A 13,548-nucleotide genomic window follows, 5' to 3' on the forward strand; every position below is an offset into this window, starting at 1 on the left:
ATAGGGTGATCTGATGGTTACAATTAAAGATGTAGCAAAAGCTGCTGGCGTGTCCCCTTCAACGGTTTCAAGAGTTGTAAAGGATCATCCAGGAATCAGTTCAGATACCAAAAGAAAAATACGCAAAATAATGCAGGAGATGGGGTATACGCCCAATGTTGCTGCAAGAAATCTTGTTACAAACAAGTCGTATACTATTGGTCTCATAGTAAAAAGTGCAGTACATGAAGCTGTATTGAATCCATTTTTTACAGAAGTTAATTTCGGAGTATCGGAAGCGTGCAGGAATGAAGGTTTTTCGACTCTCATGACTGCAGCCCAAGATGATGACAGCCTCTTTCTTGAAATAAAGGACCTCATCAATTCAAGAAGGGTTGATGGCTTTATTCTACTCTATTCAAAAGAAGATGACCCGGTGACAAATTATCTGACCAGTATAGGCTTCCCATTCGTTGTTATTGGAAAAGATATTTCTAATATTCAGGACGCAATCTATGTAGATAACGATAATGTGTATGCGGCACATCTAATTACCGATCATCTATTGGATTTGGGATATAGGAATATTACAATGATTACTGATAACGATGTATTTGCTGTGGCAAAAGACCGGATTAAAGGATTTACCCGTGCTCTTGAAAAAAGAGGGATTGAAGTGGAAGGCAGGGTTGTCAATTGCAGTAGCAATGAGGTTTCCATAAGGAAGACCCTTGAGGAACTCTTGGAGAAGGAGTCGGTTGATGCGATACTCACATTGGATGGTGTAATCAATGCATTGGTGCTCTCCTGTCTATATTGTATGAAAGTAAGAATTCCGGAAGACGTTGCCACTGCAACCTTCAATGATTCCCCAATGACTGAATTGGCTGCGCCACCTCAAACTACAGTGGATATTCATCCTCAGGAATTGGGCAGGGAGGCAGGGCGTGAGATTATAAACCTGGTCAGAAACCCTCAAAGGTTAAAGAGGAACATCACAGTACCTGTAAGCATTATAGAACGCAGATCAACACAGAAGGAGGAAGGCGGATGAAAGTGACAGTCTGGAACGAATACAGGCATGAGAAGGAATCAGAAGTGGTGGGTGAAATATATCCTGAAGGCATCCACGGTCAAATTGCGAGTTTCCTTGAAGGGCATGAAGTGACGACGGCAACTCTGGATGAAGCGGAGCATGGCTTGAGTGATGAAGTGCTGGATAATACAGATGTCCTGATATGGTGGGGGCACAAAGCCCACGATGAGGTCGCTGACGAAATTGCAGAAAAGGTGCGTCAGCGTGTCTGGGACGGCATGGGCCTGGTGATCCTGCATTCAGCGCACTTCTCCAAGCCGTTCAAACTGCTGATGGGCACATCCTGCGACCTCAAGTGGCGTGAAGCGAATGAAAAGGAACGCCTCTGGGTGGTCGATCCGACGCATCCGATTGTTGATGGTCTCGGTGAATACTTCGAGCTGCCTGAAGAGGAGATGTACGGCGAGCATTTCGACATTCCCGTGCCGGATGAGCTGATCATGCTCAGCTGGTTTGAAGGCGGCGAAGTGTTCAGGAGTGCATGTACATTCAAACGGGGCAACGGCAAGATATTCTACTTCCGTCCGGGTCATGAGACACATCCGACATACTATGATGAGAACGTCCAGAAGGTCATCAATAATGGTGTGAACTGGGCAGGGAGTGTCCATGGCAAGAAACACTACTACGGAAATCACGAACCACTGGAAGAGATAAAGGAGAAATAATCATGATCAACGTTGGTATTATAGGATGCGGCAGCATCGGAGTGAAGCGGCACATTGCCGAATATGAAGAGAATGAAAACGTGAACCTGGTCGCTTTCTGCGACCCGGTGATAGAACGGGCTGAAGCACAGCAGAAGATATATGGCGGCGAGGCCTACAAAAGCTATAAAGATCTGCTTATGGACAGCAATGTCGATGCAGTCAGTGTATGTACACCGAACTACCTGCATGCAGAAATATCGATAGCGGCACTGGAAGCTGGCAAGCATGTACTGTGCGAGAAGCCGATGGGTGTTGCGATGGATGAGATGGATCGCATGATTGAAGCGGAAAGGAAATCCGGCAAGCAGCTGATGGTCGGTCATAACCAGCGTCTCATCAAAGAGCACCAGGTGGCACGTGATTACATCAATGAAGGCAGACTCGGAAAGATCTATTCCTTCCGTACAGCGTTCGGACATCCCGGCCCAGAAGGCTGGAGTGTCGACGGCAAGGACAGCTGGTTCTTCAAGAAGGAGGAAGCGGTAATGGGCGCAATGGGGGACCTTGGTGTGCATAAGGCAGACCTCATGCGTTATCTCCTCGGGGAAGAGGTTCTGGATGTAGGCAGCTTCATTTCCAAGGAAGCGAAGGAATTTTCCGATGTGGATGACAATGCGGTATGCATTCTGCGCACCGAATCGAATATCGTCGGCACATTGCAGGCGAGTTGGTCATTCTATGGGGAAGAGGACAACTCCACCGTCATCTATGGTGAAAAGGGTGTGCTCAGCCTGCTTGCAGATTCCGATCATTCCTTCATTTTCACAGGCAGAGACGGTGAAGTCGTCAAGGAGAACTACGGCGGCATCCAGACGAATGATGAAGCGGGCCAGAAGAAGAAGTCGCTGGTCATGGATGCATTCATCAATGCCCTTGTGAATGAAGAGCGGGTACCGGTGACGGCAGAAGATGCGAAAAAATCCGTGGAAATCATACTGAATGCTTTAGAATCCGATCGCACGAAGAAGATCATTACTGGAGAATAGGTGTTGCAGATGGCTAAAATAAGACTGGGTTTCATTGGTGTTGGGGGAATAGCGACAGGACGGCACATTCCCACGTTCAGGACCTTCGATGATGTGGAGATTACAGCCATACAGGATGTCAATGTGGAGCGTGCAATGAAGGTGGCGAACGAGCTCAACATTCCGGAAGTATGTTCTACAATTGAGGACATGTACCCCCATGTCGATGCGGTGGTGGTTTCCACACCTAATAAATTCCACGCATCAATCAGCATCGATGCGATGAACAATGGGAAGCATGTGCTCTGTGAAAAGCCGATGGCCATGAGTACAGAAGAGTGCAATGCAATGATTGAAGCGGAGGAGCGCAATGGCGTAAAGCTTCACATCGCCTATCATTACCGCTTCATGAAGGAGGCCATCGCTGCGAAGAAGATCATAGAACGTGGCACGATCGGCGATCCTCTCGTGGTCCGCGTGAAAGGGCTCAGGCGCAGGAAGGTCCCGGGGTGGGGCGTATTCACCAACCAGGAGCTTCAGGGGGGCGGCGCATTGATCGATTATGGCTGCCATCTACTCGACCTGGCAATGTATCTCATGGGAGACGTGAGACCTGTGGAAGTATCAAGTTCGACCTACAATCAGCTGAGTCGTACAAATACGGTCAACGAATGGGGCCACTTCAACCGGGATTCCTTTGAAGTGGAAGACCATGTCAGTGCATTCATACGGTTCAATAATGGGGCCTCGATGCTGTTTGAAACGAGCTGGGCCGCAAATATCCCGGAAGATGAAAACCACATCAGCATCTCAGGTGCCAAAGCGGGCCTTGATGTGTTCGATATGAAAGTGAACCAGGCTGATGAGGACTTGATGACGACGATGCGCATCGACTATATAAAAGTGGATGAGCCCTACAGCAGACTTCAGGCTGAAAACTTCATATCAGCAATCAAATACAACACCCCGCTGACTGTGAAATCAACAGAAGCGAAAGAGGTATCGAAGATCATCGAGGCAATATACTTAAGTTCGAAAGAACAGAGAAGCATCAGACTTTAGGAGGTAGACAGATGAAACTGGGAGTATTCAATCCGCTATTCCAGAACATGAAACTGGAAGAAATGCTGGATTATATCAAAGCATCCGGGCTGGATGCAGTGGAGATCGGCACAGGCGGCTATCCTGGAGACAAGCACTGCAATGTCGATGAACTGCTTGAATCGAAAGATGCAAGAGAAGCATACCTGGAGAAGTTTACATCACGGGGACTCATCATCAGCGCCTTCAGCTGCCATGGAAACCCGATCTCTCCGGACGAAGCTTTCCGCCAGGAATCGGATGAAATATTGAGGAAGTCGATCAGGCTGGCAAACTTGATGGATGTTCCTGTAGTCAACACATTCAGCGGTACGCCTGCCGGGAATGAGACGGACACGGCAGTCAACTGGCCGGTGACCCCCTGGCCGGAGGAATATTCGGAGATAAAGGAATGGCAATGGAAGAACAGACTGATTCCATATTGGCAGGACATCGCTGAACTCGCGAAAGAGAATGATGTGAAAATCGGGTTGGAACTTCATGGCGGATTTCTCGTCCACTCCCCGCATACGATGCTTGAACTGAGGAAGGCGACGAACGCATACATCGGTGCCAACCTCGATCCAAGCCATATGTGGTGGCAGGGGATCGATCCCGTTGCAGCAATCAAGATTCTGGGACGTGAAGATGCGCTCCATCACTTCCATGCAAAGGATACGTATATCGATCAGGATAACCTTAATATGCACGGCTATCTCGATATGAACCCCTATGGCAGCATCAGGGAACGGAGCTGGACGTTCAGAAGCGTTGGCCTGGGCCACAGTATGGATGAATGGGCGAACATGATGAGTGCGCTCAGAACCTACGACTATGATTATGTCGTGTCGATTGAACATGAAGATGGTCTGATGTCCATAGAAGAAGGCTTCCAGACCGCTGTAAGAAATCTGCAGGGTGTCATAATAAAAGAACAGCCGACTGACATGTGGTGGGCTTAAAGGAGTGGTCTTATGGCTGAGCTAAAGCTGAAGAATATAAAGAAGACATATGAAAAGGGGCCGACGGTCGTAGATGATTTCAATCTTGAAATACATGATGGGGAGTTCATCGTATTGGTTGGTCCTTCCGGGTGTGGGAAATCGACGACTTTACGGATGATCGCCGGGCTTGAAGAGATCACAGGCGGTGAACTGTACATCAACGACAAGCTGGTGAATGATGTGGAGCCGAAGAACAGGGACATCGCAATGGTCTTCCAGAACTATGCCCTGTATCCGCATATGAGCGTGTACGATAACATGGCATTCGGCCTCAAGCTGAGAAAGACGCCGAAAGCGGAAATCAAAGAGCGAGTTGAACATGCAGCTGAAATTCTCGGCCTGACGGACTACCTGGACCGCAAGCCGAAGGCACTCTCCGGTGGACAGAGGCAGCGTGTGGCACTGGGCCGGGCAATCGTCAGGGAGGCGAGCGTCTTCCTGATGGACGAACCGCTGTCCAACCTGGATGCGAAGCTGAGGGTGCAGATGCGGGCTGAAATCACCAAACTGCACAAGCGTCTGAAGACGACCACGGTATACGTGACACATGACCAGACTGAAGCACTGACGATGGCCTCACGTATCGTAATACTCGATAAAGGAGATATCATGCAGGTCGGTTCGCCGAAGGAAGTGTATGATTTTCCTGAGAATGTGTTTGTTGCGCAGTTCATCGGCTCGCCAGCCATGAACGTATTTGATGCAGAGATCAGGAATGGAGATCTTGTAATTGGGGAGACGACAATCAAGATTCCTGAATTCAAGCGTCGCATGCTTTTGAATGAGGGATATGACAACAAGCCGATCAAGTTCGGCATCCGTCCGGAGGATGTCAGGGAGGAAGCGGTCTTCGTCGAATCGGAGCTTGCTTCCGCCTTCAATGCGGAAGTCAAAGTAAGTGAGCTTCTCGGTTCTGAAATCATGCTCTACTCAGACCTCGAAGGGCAGGAATTCATCTCGCGTGTCGACGCACGCAATGAGCTCGAACCGGGGGACATTGTGAAGTTTGCGTTCGACATGAACAAGGGGCATTTCTTCGATAATGACACACATAAACGCATCGTCACGAAAGAAGAGCGCAAGAAGGAGAAGGAAAGCCTGGAACAGCAGGATACATCCGGTGTCATCAAGGCATAGAGATACAGCCTGTCCATATGGACAGGCTGTATTTTTAATGTCTGGGACGATTTAATGGTAATATGATATAGTTGGAAAGAGGTGAATTGCATGGTTAAATTCGATCACATCATACATTATGTCAACAAGCTGGAACCGGTAGAGGAAGATGGCCTGCTGCCCATCCATTCGGGCGGAAAACATGAACATCTGGGTACTGCGAACCTGTTGTCCTATTTCGATCAGAGATATGTGGAATATCTCGCCATCGACGACGAAGAAAGATTCAAACGCCATCTGGAAGAGTCGGAGGATTCGTTTGCCGGCACGATTGACCGCATGGAGTACGAAGAAGGCTTCCTACGCTATGCACTTGCCACAGAAGAAATACACCAGCTTGCCGACCGATACCGGGCGAAAGGGTTCAGAACTGTAGGCCCGGTGGATATGGAGCGGACGACGAATGGCGAAACGATACGCTGGAAGCTGCTCTACGTTTTGGATGATGAAGAGGTGCTGCCCTTCTTCATACAATGGGAGGAAGAGGAATCGGCGCGTCTGGAGAGGATCAGAAACTTGAGGGGGACGTTCATTTCCCCGGAAATGAATATTCATCATGAAGTGAGGAATGTGAAGGTGTGGGACGCTTTCTTTGATGTAATCGGTGTTTGGAAAGGTGAAGTCGATGCACATACGACGCTCACCATCTCAGAAAATAAAGACCCGTCGATCACCCTGGAATTGGGGATGGACGGGGAACCGGCGATTTATAGAGGAGCAGTCTACAAATTTATATAGATGATGAGTCCAAGGTGCAGAAGTGCAGAAAGTGCTGTGATGATGCTGATCAGGACGATTGACTTTGTGCCTTTCACAAGGATATACGCAATGCTCAGCATGATGGTGACTACACTGAGGATGATTCTAAGGCTCATCAGTGCGATGAGGTCCCCGCTATCGTATTGGCTCAATTGAACCATGCTGATGACGTTGATGATCAGAAGAATGATTAGAATAGCTTGTCTCATGATAGGACCACCTTTCATGGAATATTATATCAGATTTTAATTGAATGGAGACCGTTATGCTTAAATTGTTGAACCTGACTGAAGACGAACATGATCAGTTTATTGAAGGGCACCCCCATGGAGACCTGCTGCAGTTGACGGACTGGGCGCGCTCCAAGCAACTGACCGGATGGTACTCCAGACGGTTTGCCGTAGGAAACGATGCGGGTGAAACACTTGGTGCTGCCCTTCTGCTGTTCAAAAAGGTACCGAAACTGAACCATACACTATGCTATATATCGAGGGGCTTTGTCTGTGACTACCATGACCCGGTCCTGGTGGAATTCATGCTGAAAGAGGCGTTGAAGATAGCCCGGGACGAAAAGGCCTATGCCATAAAGATAGACCCGGATCTCCCGCTCGAAACCCATAGGGAGACGATAGGATTCCTTGAATCGATCGGTTTCAGGCACCGTGGCCTGAAAGATGGCATGAGCAAGGATAATATACAGCCGAGGCAGACCATGGTGGCCCCGATCGATAAGGATGACAAGGAACTGCTGCAGAGCTTTGAGCGGAACAACCGTACAAAAGTACGCAATGCCATCCGCCGGGGGACCAAAGTCTATAGGGCGGAGCGTGGGGATCTCCCGACCTTCGTCAGGCTCATGAAGGAGACCGGACAGCGGGATGGGTTCCTCACCCGTGATATCACCTATTTCGAATCCCTCTATGATAATCTCCACGAAAATGGGCACATGGAATTGTTCCTGGTGAAACTGATGCCTGCTGAAGTCGAGGCTTCCCTGGAGGCGGACCTGGATAAGGTCGGGAAGGATCTGGAAAAAGCCATGAAGAAGAAGGATGGCAGCAAGAAGGAGAACCAGATCAAGGATCTCAACAACCGGATGGAAAAACTTCAGAAACAGCAGCAGGAGATTGAAGAAATCAAGAAAGAGTATCCTGAAGGCGTCATCCTTTCCGGCGCGCTGCTTGCCCAGTCTGGACATAAGGCATACTATCTCTATGGGGCATCTTCCGACCAGTACCGTGAATACTTGCCGAACCATCATATGCAGTATGAAATGATGAGATATGCACGGGATAATGCTGCCAAGACATATGACTTTGGCGGTGTCAGCGTTTCTCCAGCTGAGGATTCCCCACATTTCGGCCTGTGGCAGTTCAAGAAGGTATGGGGGACGGAAGTGAGTGAGAAAATAGGAGAGTTCGACTATGTTCTCCACCGCCCGCTGTACACCCTTGCCGAAGTCGGCGTGCCGATGTTCCAAAAGGGCAAAGTAAAATTGAATCAGACCCTCAAAGCACTGAAAGAGCGCCGTTGAAATACACGGCGCTCTTTCTTATAGAAATTTCTTATATGGAGTCCATGAATTCCCTATATGAGATCCTCTTGTTAAAGAGTTACTGTCATGATAGACTTATATCCATTAATCCATAGTAAAAAACTATGTTTTATGGATCTGTGCTTATATGACAACTTACATACAGGGGGATTCTTATGAAGAAATGGATTTTACCGTTGGCATTCGTCCTGCTCTTGATTACAGGATGCGGAAATGAAGCGGAAAGCGGGAGTGTGGAAGAGACGGAAGGGGAAAATATCATCAAAATCGGTTCGTCACCTGATGGCTATCCGCTCTCTTTCCAGGAAGACGGGGAAGTGAAGGGATTCAATGCAGATATCTACAACGCGATATTCGATGAACTGAACTATGAGATAGAATGGGTGATGACAGACTGGACAGGTGTGCTGGCCAATCTTGATACGGGGAATGTGGATACGGCCAGCAATTTTGCCATGACTCCGGAAAGGGCTGAAAAGTATACCTTCTCCGACCCCTACTATAATTCGAAGGCAGCGGTGGCGGTGGCCGAGGATAATGAAACCATCCAATCCGTCAGTGATCTGGAGGGGGCCGATGTCGGAACGATACTGGGCACGAACTTCCAGAATGTACTGAATGAGGAATACCCGGATCATGGGGGCGAGATCATCGACTACGAGAATAACGAGGTGGTCTATAACGATGTGATTGCCGGCAAGATTGATGCATATCTTTATGGACGGGAACAGCTGCTGGCAATGATCAATGATCGTGATATAGCGCTTGAAATAGCAGGAGAGCCTTTCGGAGTTCAGCCTGTCGCCCTGCCATTCAAGGATACACCGGAGAACCAGGAGTTGATTTCTGATATCAATGATGTGCTTGCTGAATTGAGGAGAGATGGCACTCTGGCTGAGATATCCGAAAAATGGTATGGCATGGACATATATGAAGAAGAGACAGAATGATGCGGACATAAATAAAGCCAGCCTCCTTGTGGAAGCTGGCTTTATTTGTACTCTGTCTATAGGAAGTAGGGCCGGGTCAGGATGATCAGCAGTATGAAGATCAGCGACATCACCGACATGAGCAGCAGCGTCACCGACAGAGCAAAGTGTATGTGCCGGTTTTCGTACAGGTTTGGTTCCGATTTTGCGGCCTTCCATCCTGCCGTAAGGGAGATCAGATTGAGCAGGGCCCATACATAGATGTTGAAGAAGATGATTCCGTCATTGACTATATAGTTTATATAAAACATGATTTGCATCAGTATGAGCAGAATAAGTATGACCCGGCGCATATGTCCACCTCTCTTCCTTTTACAGTGTCAGCAGCATGATGATGAGCACGGCCGAAATCATGAGGGTGAAGACATGTATCATGAACAGGCGTGCATGGTCCCCCTTCGCTTCTTTGAAGGCAGTGATTTCAACTGCTATGAAGAGGGAGATGGCCAGTGAAAAGATCAGCAGGCCGTCGGGATTGGGTGCTTCCAGGGAAATCAGGGTCATCATGAGCAGCAGGGCGACGCCTGCGATGACCCTCAGAATATCCAGGGCTCTGTTTCTCATCAGCAATATGGTGATTGCACTGATGATGAGATAAATGAGCAGCATAAGGACTGTCAGAATCATGCGAGGGTCCTCCTTTTCCTGAAGTATTGGAAAATGAAGTATGTGGACAGCAGGGTCATCACCGCACCGAACCAGAATGGCAATCCTGCAGTCAGAACGAACAGCAGATTGAAGACAAGCGGTCCGAATATTCTGCCCAGGCTATCCAGGGAATATGTAGCAGCGGTCATACGGCCCATTTCGTCTTGATGCGCTTCTTTTGTAATCTGGGAGGTGAGCAGCGTCTTGACGAGGGCATTCCCCGTCATCAGCAGGATAATGCATACCCCGGCAAACAACAGGCTGGACATGAAAGGCAGCAGGATGAAAGCGATCAGTGTCATGACCTGTCCGGCAATCATCACCGGGTACTCCTGCCCGTCCTTGAGGCGCCCGATGAAGCCGCCTTGGACGGCAGCGTTGAAAATGCCCCCGACTACAAAGAGGATGCCCATCTCTGTAGGGGTAATGTCGATCTTCTCTATGCCGAGTAGCTGGAAGGTACTTTCCATCCCACTCATCGTCAGTATGACGAAGAATGTGGTGACGAGAAGGATGCCAACAGGCTTAAGGAAATATTCGCTTGGCAGAGTGATGTCTTTACCTGCGCTGACGCCTGGACGATACGTCTCCTCAATTTTGAAGAGGCTGAATATCAGTGCGCCCACAATGACGATAGTCGTCATGTAGTAGGCAAAGCTCAGGCTGATCTGGGAAAGCAGTCCGCCCACTCCCGGTCCGAAAATGAATCCGAGGCCGATGGACATGCCGATCAGTCCCATGAAACGCGTTCGCTCTTCACGCGTCGTCAAGTCCGCCACCATGCTGGTCGTTGCTGTATAGAGGGCTCCTGAAGCGGCGCCTCCAAGCAGACGTGTCAGGTACAGCACCCACAGTACATCGATGAACATGCCGAACAGGAGGAAGCTGAGGCTGAAGGCGAGCAGTCCATACAGAAGAATCGGCCGACGGCCATTGCGGTCGCTCAATCTGCCGAAATAGGGCGCGGAAATGAAGCTGGCGATGGAATAGACGGCAAGCAGCCCGCCCATGTGCAGGGTGGACACGCCGAGTTCCGTTATAAGTTCCGGAATGACCGGGATGATCATACTGAAGCCGAAATATATGAGAAATTGTATGATCATAATGAATAGGATCATTTTTTTCATTGTTGGCACTTCCTATTGGTTATTTCTGATTTCCTTTTTTGTATGTGCAATTTCCTTTTCTATCTGGCTGAGGCGCTCTTCCATTTTGGAAGTGCTGTGTCCTGTAGATTCGAGCTTCTCCAGATCTCCTTGGATCTGTACATATTCATTTTTAAGTTCCTTGAGTCTGTACTCCAGGTCCATTGCTTTCACCACCTTGAATTATATTTGTATCATATCATAATGCAATCGATATTAGGGGAATCTCTAATGACATTTTAAGGATGATTGAAGTAGAATGAAAGGGAATGGAGGGACATTGGATGCACACTTTTGAAATATATGAAGAATATTATGATTGGGCACCTCTTGAAGGGGATTCGGAAGCCCGGGTGCATTTGCTTACATACGGCGGGGAGGACCCGCCCAATATGTACCAGCCGCAGGAACCGCTGATTGCAAAGTCCTATATTAATGATGTGAAGCGGACGCGGCGGGAGTACAAGCGGCTCCTTTGGATGGAATTGAACAAGATCAATGGTGTGCCGAAGCCGGTGACATTATATGAAGAAGCGGGTGCCTACATGTTCTATCTGGCGCTTCCGGGCATGGAAGCCGAGAAGTTCTTGCAGGGACAGCCGCCTGAAGTCATCGTTTCAACACTGAAGCAGATTGGGCGGTACTTGAGCTTCCTGCATAAGCAGAAGATTGAAGAATGTCCGTTCGTCTATTCTGAAGATGCCGTCCATACGGACCTGGTTTTCAGCCATGGGGACTTTAGACTCTCCAATGTAATAGTGAACGAGAATTATATTACCGGCAGTGTGGATATGATAGGAATAGGGGTGAGGGACCGGTATTTCGACCTTGCCGCCATGGCCCTTGATATTGAAAGGGTCTTAGGGCGCGAATACCTGGAATACTTTTATGAGGGGTATCGGATCAAGGATCACGTCGATCAGAAAAAGATGAACCAGTTCATTCAGCTGGTGGAGGCATAGAAAAGGCGTAACCAATAAAATGGTTACGCCTTTTTTCATCAATCATCCGTTTCCACTATCTCGCCGTTTTCGGCGTTGATGGTCACGTCAGAATCTTCATTATCGCCATTTTTCATATCCACTTCATATTGCAGCTGGTCGTCATCCTTATCCAAGGTCCAGCCTTCCAGTTCACCATTGGTCTCATCCATGGCAGTCTGCACTGCTTCTTCTGCAGGCACGGCATCGCCATAGCTGAAGTGTTCGTCCGTATCGAAATCATCATCGCTCTCCGTCTGTTCCTCTACGACAGAAAGGTCATCTACAGACAATTTCGCCTCGTATTCTTCAGATTCACTCTCCATATCTACTTTGTATAACCATTGGCCATCCTCGTTGTCGAGTTCGACCTCCACAAGTTCTCCATCGAAGTTTTCTGAGGCAGCATTCACAGCCTCTTCGGCATCATGATTGATGTCTTCGGGAGCAATCGTATCACCGGTGCTGCCTGAAGATTGGCCACTGGATTCTTCAGTGGATTCTTCGGTTGAGGCAAACTCCTCATTTTCTTCGACGACTTCATCGACTTCTGATGAATCAGGATTTTCATCGGCTCCGCCACAGGCAGCCATAACGAGTGATGCAGAGAGCAACGCGCTTGCGAGTTTATATCTTTTTTCCATTTTGCATCCTCCTATTTTTTCTTCAATTATTTCAAACTTTCCCTTCCATACGTATTTCAAACGTTCCCAGGCCTCTTCAAATGATATTGCGTTTTTCTTCACAGAAGCGTAAACTGGTTTAAATAATAAGAGAAGGAGGTGCCATGTGACAACTAATCTCGCAAAGCGCTGGCTGTTCTATATTGTGGGCCTGATGATTCTGGCTCTTGGAATCTCATTGACGATAAAAGGCCGTCTTCTTGGATTGGGTTCATGGGATGTACTGCATTATGGCTTATGGCAGACTTTCGGGCTGACGATAGGGAGTTGGGCAATCATAGCCGGAGCCGCAATCGTCATCTTCACTTCTGTCATCACCCGCAGCCTTCCTAAACTTGGGGTCTACATCAATATGATCTCAATCGGAGTCTTCATTGATGTATTCAACTGGCTGATTCCGGAGTTTGAAGGCTGGACGCAGCATATTGTCATTTTTACGCTCGGCCTCCTTGTCATGGCGTTCGGAGTGGCATTCTACATAACACCGAACCTCGGCGCGGGACCACGGGATACATTGATGCTGCTGCTTGTCGAAAAGTTCGGATTGAAAATTTCCATGGCAAGGAATATCATGGAGCTGGGTGCTGCTGTCGCTGGATATCTCCTGGGGGGTCCGGTGTTCATCGGTACAGTCATCATCATAGTCGGATTGGGCAAGCTCATAGAAATGTGGCTCCCATTGACCCGTCGTCTGCTCGTCAGCTTTCTGGGCGGAGAAGACAAGGAAATCATCAGAATCATATAGCTTTGAATAATTTAATGAAGAAATGGAGTAGGTT

Annotated in this window: 17 protein-coding genes; 11 read left to right on the top strand and 6 right to left on the bottom strand. The window is 48.4% G+C overall.

Annotated elements, in window-relative coordinates; all coding sequences use genetic code 11:
- Positions 1 to 13 precede the first annotated feature (13 nt).
- The 7 genes from LLU09_RS11905 (at position 14) to LLU09_RS11935 (ending at position 6,748) form a co-directional block, all read left to right on the top strand.
- Positions 14 to 1,033 (top strand): LacI family DNA-binding transcriptional regulator, encoded by a 1,020-nt coding sequence (locus tag LLU09_RS11905; protein ID WP_228311912.1) that lies wholly within the window; start codon positions 14 to 16, stop codon positions 1,031 to 1,033.
- Positions 1,030 to 1,743, top strand: a complete 714-nt coding sequence (locus tag LLU09_RS11910; protein WP_228311913.1) for a ThuA domain-containing protein — start codon at positions 1,030 to 1,032, stop codon at positions 1,741 to 1,743. Before LLU09_RS11905 ends, LLU09_RS11910 begins: the two co-directional genes overlap by 4 nt.
- Positions 1,740 to 2,771, top strand: a complete 1,032-nt coding sequence (locus tag LLU09_RS11915; RefSeq protein ID WP_228312039.1) for a Gfo/Idh/MocA family protein — start codon at positions 1,740 to 1,742, stop codon at positions 2,769 to 2,771. The genes LLU09_RS11910 and LLU09_RS11915 overlap by 4 nt, the downstream gene beginning before the upstream one ends.
- Before the next feature lie 9 nt (positions 2,772 to 2,780).
- Positions 2,781 to 3,812 carry a Gfo/Idh/MocA family protein gene (locus LLU09_RS11920; protein WP_228311914.1) on the top strand — a complete coding sequence of 344 codons (1,032 nt, stop codon included), beginning with the start codon at positions 2,781 to 2,783 and terminating at the stop codon, positions 3,810 to 3,812.
- A gap of 11 nt (positions 3,813 to 3,823) precedes the next feature.
- A complete protein-coding gene (locus tag LLU09_RS11925) occupies positions 3,824 to 4,792 on the top strand; it encodes a sugar phosphate isomerase/epimerase family protein (RefSeq protein ID WP_228311915.1) in 969 nt (322 codons plus the stop codon).
- Between the two features lie 12 nt (positions 4,793 to 4,804).
- Complete coding sequence (locus LLU09_RS11930; protein ID WP_228311916.1) at positions 4,805 to 5,971, top strand: ABC transporter ATP-binding protein; 1,167 nt, start codon at positions 4,805 to 4,807, stop codon at positions 5,969 to 5,971.
- A 90-nt stretch (positions 5,972 to 6,061) separates the two neighbouring features.
- Positions 6,062 to 6,748: a VOC family protein gene (locus tag LLU09_RS11935; RefSeq protein WP_228311917.1), complete on the top strand. Its 687-nt coding sequence runs from the start codon at positions 6,062 to 6,064 to the stop codon at positions 6,746 to 6,748.
- Here the strand turns inward: LLU09_RS11935 and LLU09_RS11940 are convergent.
- Positions 6,733 to 6,978 (bottom strand): hypothetical protein, encoded by a 246-nt coding sequence (locus LLU09_RS11940; RefSeq protein ID WP_228311918.1) that lies wholly within the window; start codon positions 6,976 to 6,978, stop codon positions 6,733 to 6,735. The two genes, LLU09_RS11935 and LLU09_RS11940, sit on opposite strands and share 16 nt — an antisense overlap.
- A gap of 56 nt (positions 6,979 to 7,034) precedes the next feature.
- Here LLU09_RS11940 and LLU09_RS11945 point away from each other — a divergent pair, with 56 nt between their 5' ends.
- Together LLU09_RS11945 and LLU09_RS11950 are read left to right on the top strand one after the other, a co-directional pair.
- Positions 7,035 to 8,303 carry a lipid II:glycine glycyltransferase FemX gene (locus LLU09_RS11945; RefSeq protein ID WP_228311919.1) on the top strand — a complete coding sequence of 423 codons (1,269 nt, stop codon included), beginning with the start codon at positions 7,035 to 7,037 and terminating at the stop codon, positions 8,301 to 8,303.
- Positions 8,304 to 8,479: 176 nt separating this feature from the next.
- Positions 8,480 to 9,274, top strand: a complete 795-nt coding sequence (locus tag LLU09_RS11950; RefSeq protein WP_228311920.1) for a transporter substrate-binding domain-containing protein — start codon at positions 8,480 to 8,482, stop codon at positions 9,272 to 9,274.
- Between the two features lie 56 nt (positions 9,275 to 9,330).
- Here the strand turns inward: LLU09_RS11950 and LLU09_RS11955 are convergent, their stop codons facing one another.
- Genes LLU09_RS11955 through LLU09_RS11970 form a run of 4 tightly spaced genes read right to left on the bottom strand, consistent with a single transcriptional unit; the run spans position 9,331 to position 11,271 of the window.
- Positions 9,331 to 9,606 (bottom strand): hypothetical protein, encoded by a 276-nt coding sequence (locus LLU09_RS11955; protein WP_228311921.1) that lies wholly within the window; start codon positions 9,604 to 9,606, stop codon positions 9,331 to 9,333.
- 19 nt (positions 9,607 to 9,625) lie between these two features.
- Positions 9,626 to 9,940, bottom strand: coding sequence for a membrane stabilizing protein MspA (mspA, locus tag LLU09_RS11960; protein ID WP_040105354.1), 315 nt, complete (start codon positions 9,938 to 9,940; stop codon positions 9,626 to 9,628).
- Positions 9,937 to 11,088 (bottom strand): MFS transporter, encoded by a 1,152-nt coding sequence (locus LLU09_RS11965; protein ID WP_228311922.1) that lies wholly within the window; start codon positions 11,086 to 11,088, stop codon positions 9,937 to 9,939. Before LLU09_RS11965 ends, mspA begins: the two co-directional genes overlap by 4 nt.
- 12 nt (positions 11,089 to 11,100) lie before the next feature.
- Entirely contained in the window at positions 11,101 to 11,271 is a 171-nt protein-coding gene (locus LLU09_RS11970; RefSeq protein WP_175288171.1) for an SE1832 family protein, read from the bottom strand.
- A 119-nt stretch (positions 11,272 to 11,390) separates the two neighbouring features.
- Here LLU09_RS11970 and LLU09_RS11975 point away from each other — a divergent pair, with 119 nt between their 5' ends.
- The gene (locus LLU09_RS11975; protein WP_228311923.1) at positions 11,391 to 12,068 is read left to right on the top strand and encodes a phosphotransferase; all 678 of its coding nucleotides are present in this window, start codon (positions 11,391 to 11,393) and stop codon (positions 12,066 to 12,068) included.
- Between the two features lie 38 nt (positions 12,069 to 12,106).
- Here the strand turns inward: LLU09_RS11975 and LLU09_RS11980 are convergent, their stop codons facing one another.
- On the bottom strand, positions 12,107 to 12,730 hold the full coding sequence (locus LLU09_RS11980) for a PepSY domain-containing protein (protein ID WP_228311924.1): 624 nt from the start codon (positions 12,728 to 12,730) through the stop codon (positions 12,107 to 12,109).
- 145 nt (positions 12,731 to 12,875) lie between these two features.
- On the opposite strand from LLU09_RS11980, the gene LLU09_RS11985 reads away from it, so the two are divergent.
- Complete coding sequence (locus LLU09_RS11985) at positions 12,876 to 13,514, top strand: YczE/YyaS/YitT family protein (protein WP_228311925.1); 639 nt, start codon at positions 12,876 to 12,878, stop codon at positions 13,512 to 13,514.
- Positions 13,515 to 13,548: the final 34 nt, after the last annotated feature.

This window comes from Salinicoccus sp. RF5 (assembly GCF_020786625.1).
GTDB lineage: Bacteria > Bacillota > Bacilli > Staphylococcales > Salinicoccaceae > Salinicoccus.

Excerpts from the sequence above, each read along its gene's own strand:
- LLU09_RS11905 (WP_228311912.1), top strand. The coding sequence starts at position 14 with ATGGTTACAATTAAAGATGTAGCAAAAGCTGCTGGCGTGTCCCCTTCA.
- LLU09_RS11910 (WP_228311913.1), top strand. The coding sequence starts at position 1,030 with ATGAAAGTGACAGTCTGGAACGAATACAGGCATGAGAAGGAATCAGAA.
- LLU09_RS11920 (WP_228311914.1), top strand. The coding sequence starts at position 2,781 with ATGGCTAAAATAAGACTGGGTTTCATTGGTGTTGGGGGAATAGCGACA.
- LLU09_RS11925 (WP_228311915.1), top strand. The coding sequence starts at position 3,824 with ATGAAACTGGGAGTATTCAATCCGCTATTCCAGAACATGAAACTGGAA.
- LLU09_RS11930 (WP_228311916.1), top strand. The coding sequence starts at position 4,805 with ATGGCTGAGCTAAAGCTGAAGAATATAAAGAAGACATATGAAAAGGGG.
- LLU09_RS11935 (WP_228311917.1), top strand. The coding sequence starts at position 6,062 with ATGGTTAAATTCGATCACATCATACATTATGTCAACAAGCTGGAACCG.
- LLU09_RS11940 (WP_228311918.1), bottom strand. The coding sequence starts at position 6,978 with ATGAGACAAGCTATTCTAATCATTCTTCTGATCATCAACGTCATCAGC.
- LLU09_RS11945 (WP_228311919.1), top strand. The coding sequence starts at position 7,035 with ATGCTTAAATTGTTGAACCTGACTGAAGACGAACATGATCAGTTTATT.
- LLU09_RS11950 (WP_228311920.1), top strand. The coding sequence starts at position 8,480 with ATGAAGAAATGGATTTTACCGTTGGCATTCGTCCTGCTCTTGATTACA.
- LLU09_RS11955 (WP_228311921.1), bottom strand. The coding sequence starts at position 9,606 with ATGCGCCGGGTCATACTTATTCTGCTCATACTGATGCAAATCATGTTT.
- mspA (WP_040105354.1), bottom strand. The coding sequence starts at position 9,940 with ATGATTCTGACAGTCCTTATGCTGCTCATTTATCTCATCATCAGTGCA.
- LLU09_RS11965 (WP_228311922.1), bottom strand. The coding sequence starts at position 11,088 with ATGAAAAAAATGATCCTATTCATTATGATCATACAATTTCTCATATAT.
- LLU09_RS11970 (WP_175288171.1), bottom strand. The coding sequence starts at position 11,271 with ATGGACCTGGAGTACAGACTCAAGGAACTTAAAAATGAATATGTACAG.
- LLU09_RS11975 (WP_228311923.1), top strand. The coding sequence starts at position 11,391 with ATGCACACTTTTGAAATATATGAAGAATATTATGATTGGGCACCTCTT.
- LLU09_RS11980 (WP_228311924.1), bottom strand. The coding sequence starts at position 12,730 with ATGGAAAAAAGATATAAACTCGCAAGCGCGTTGCTCTCTGCATCACTC.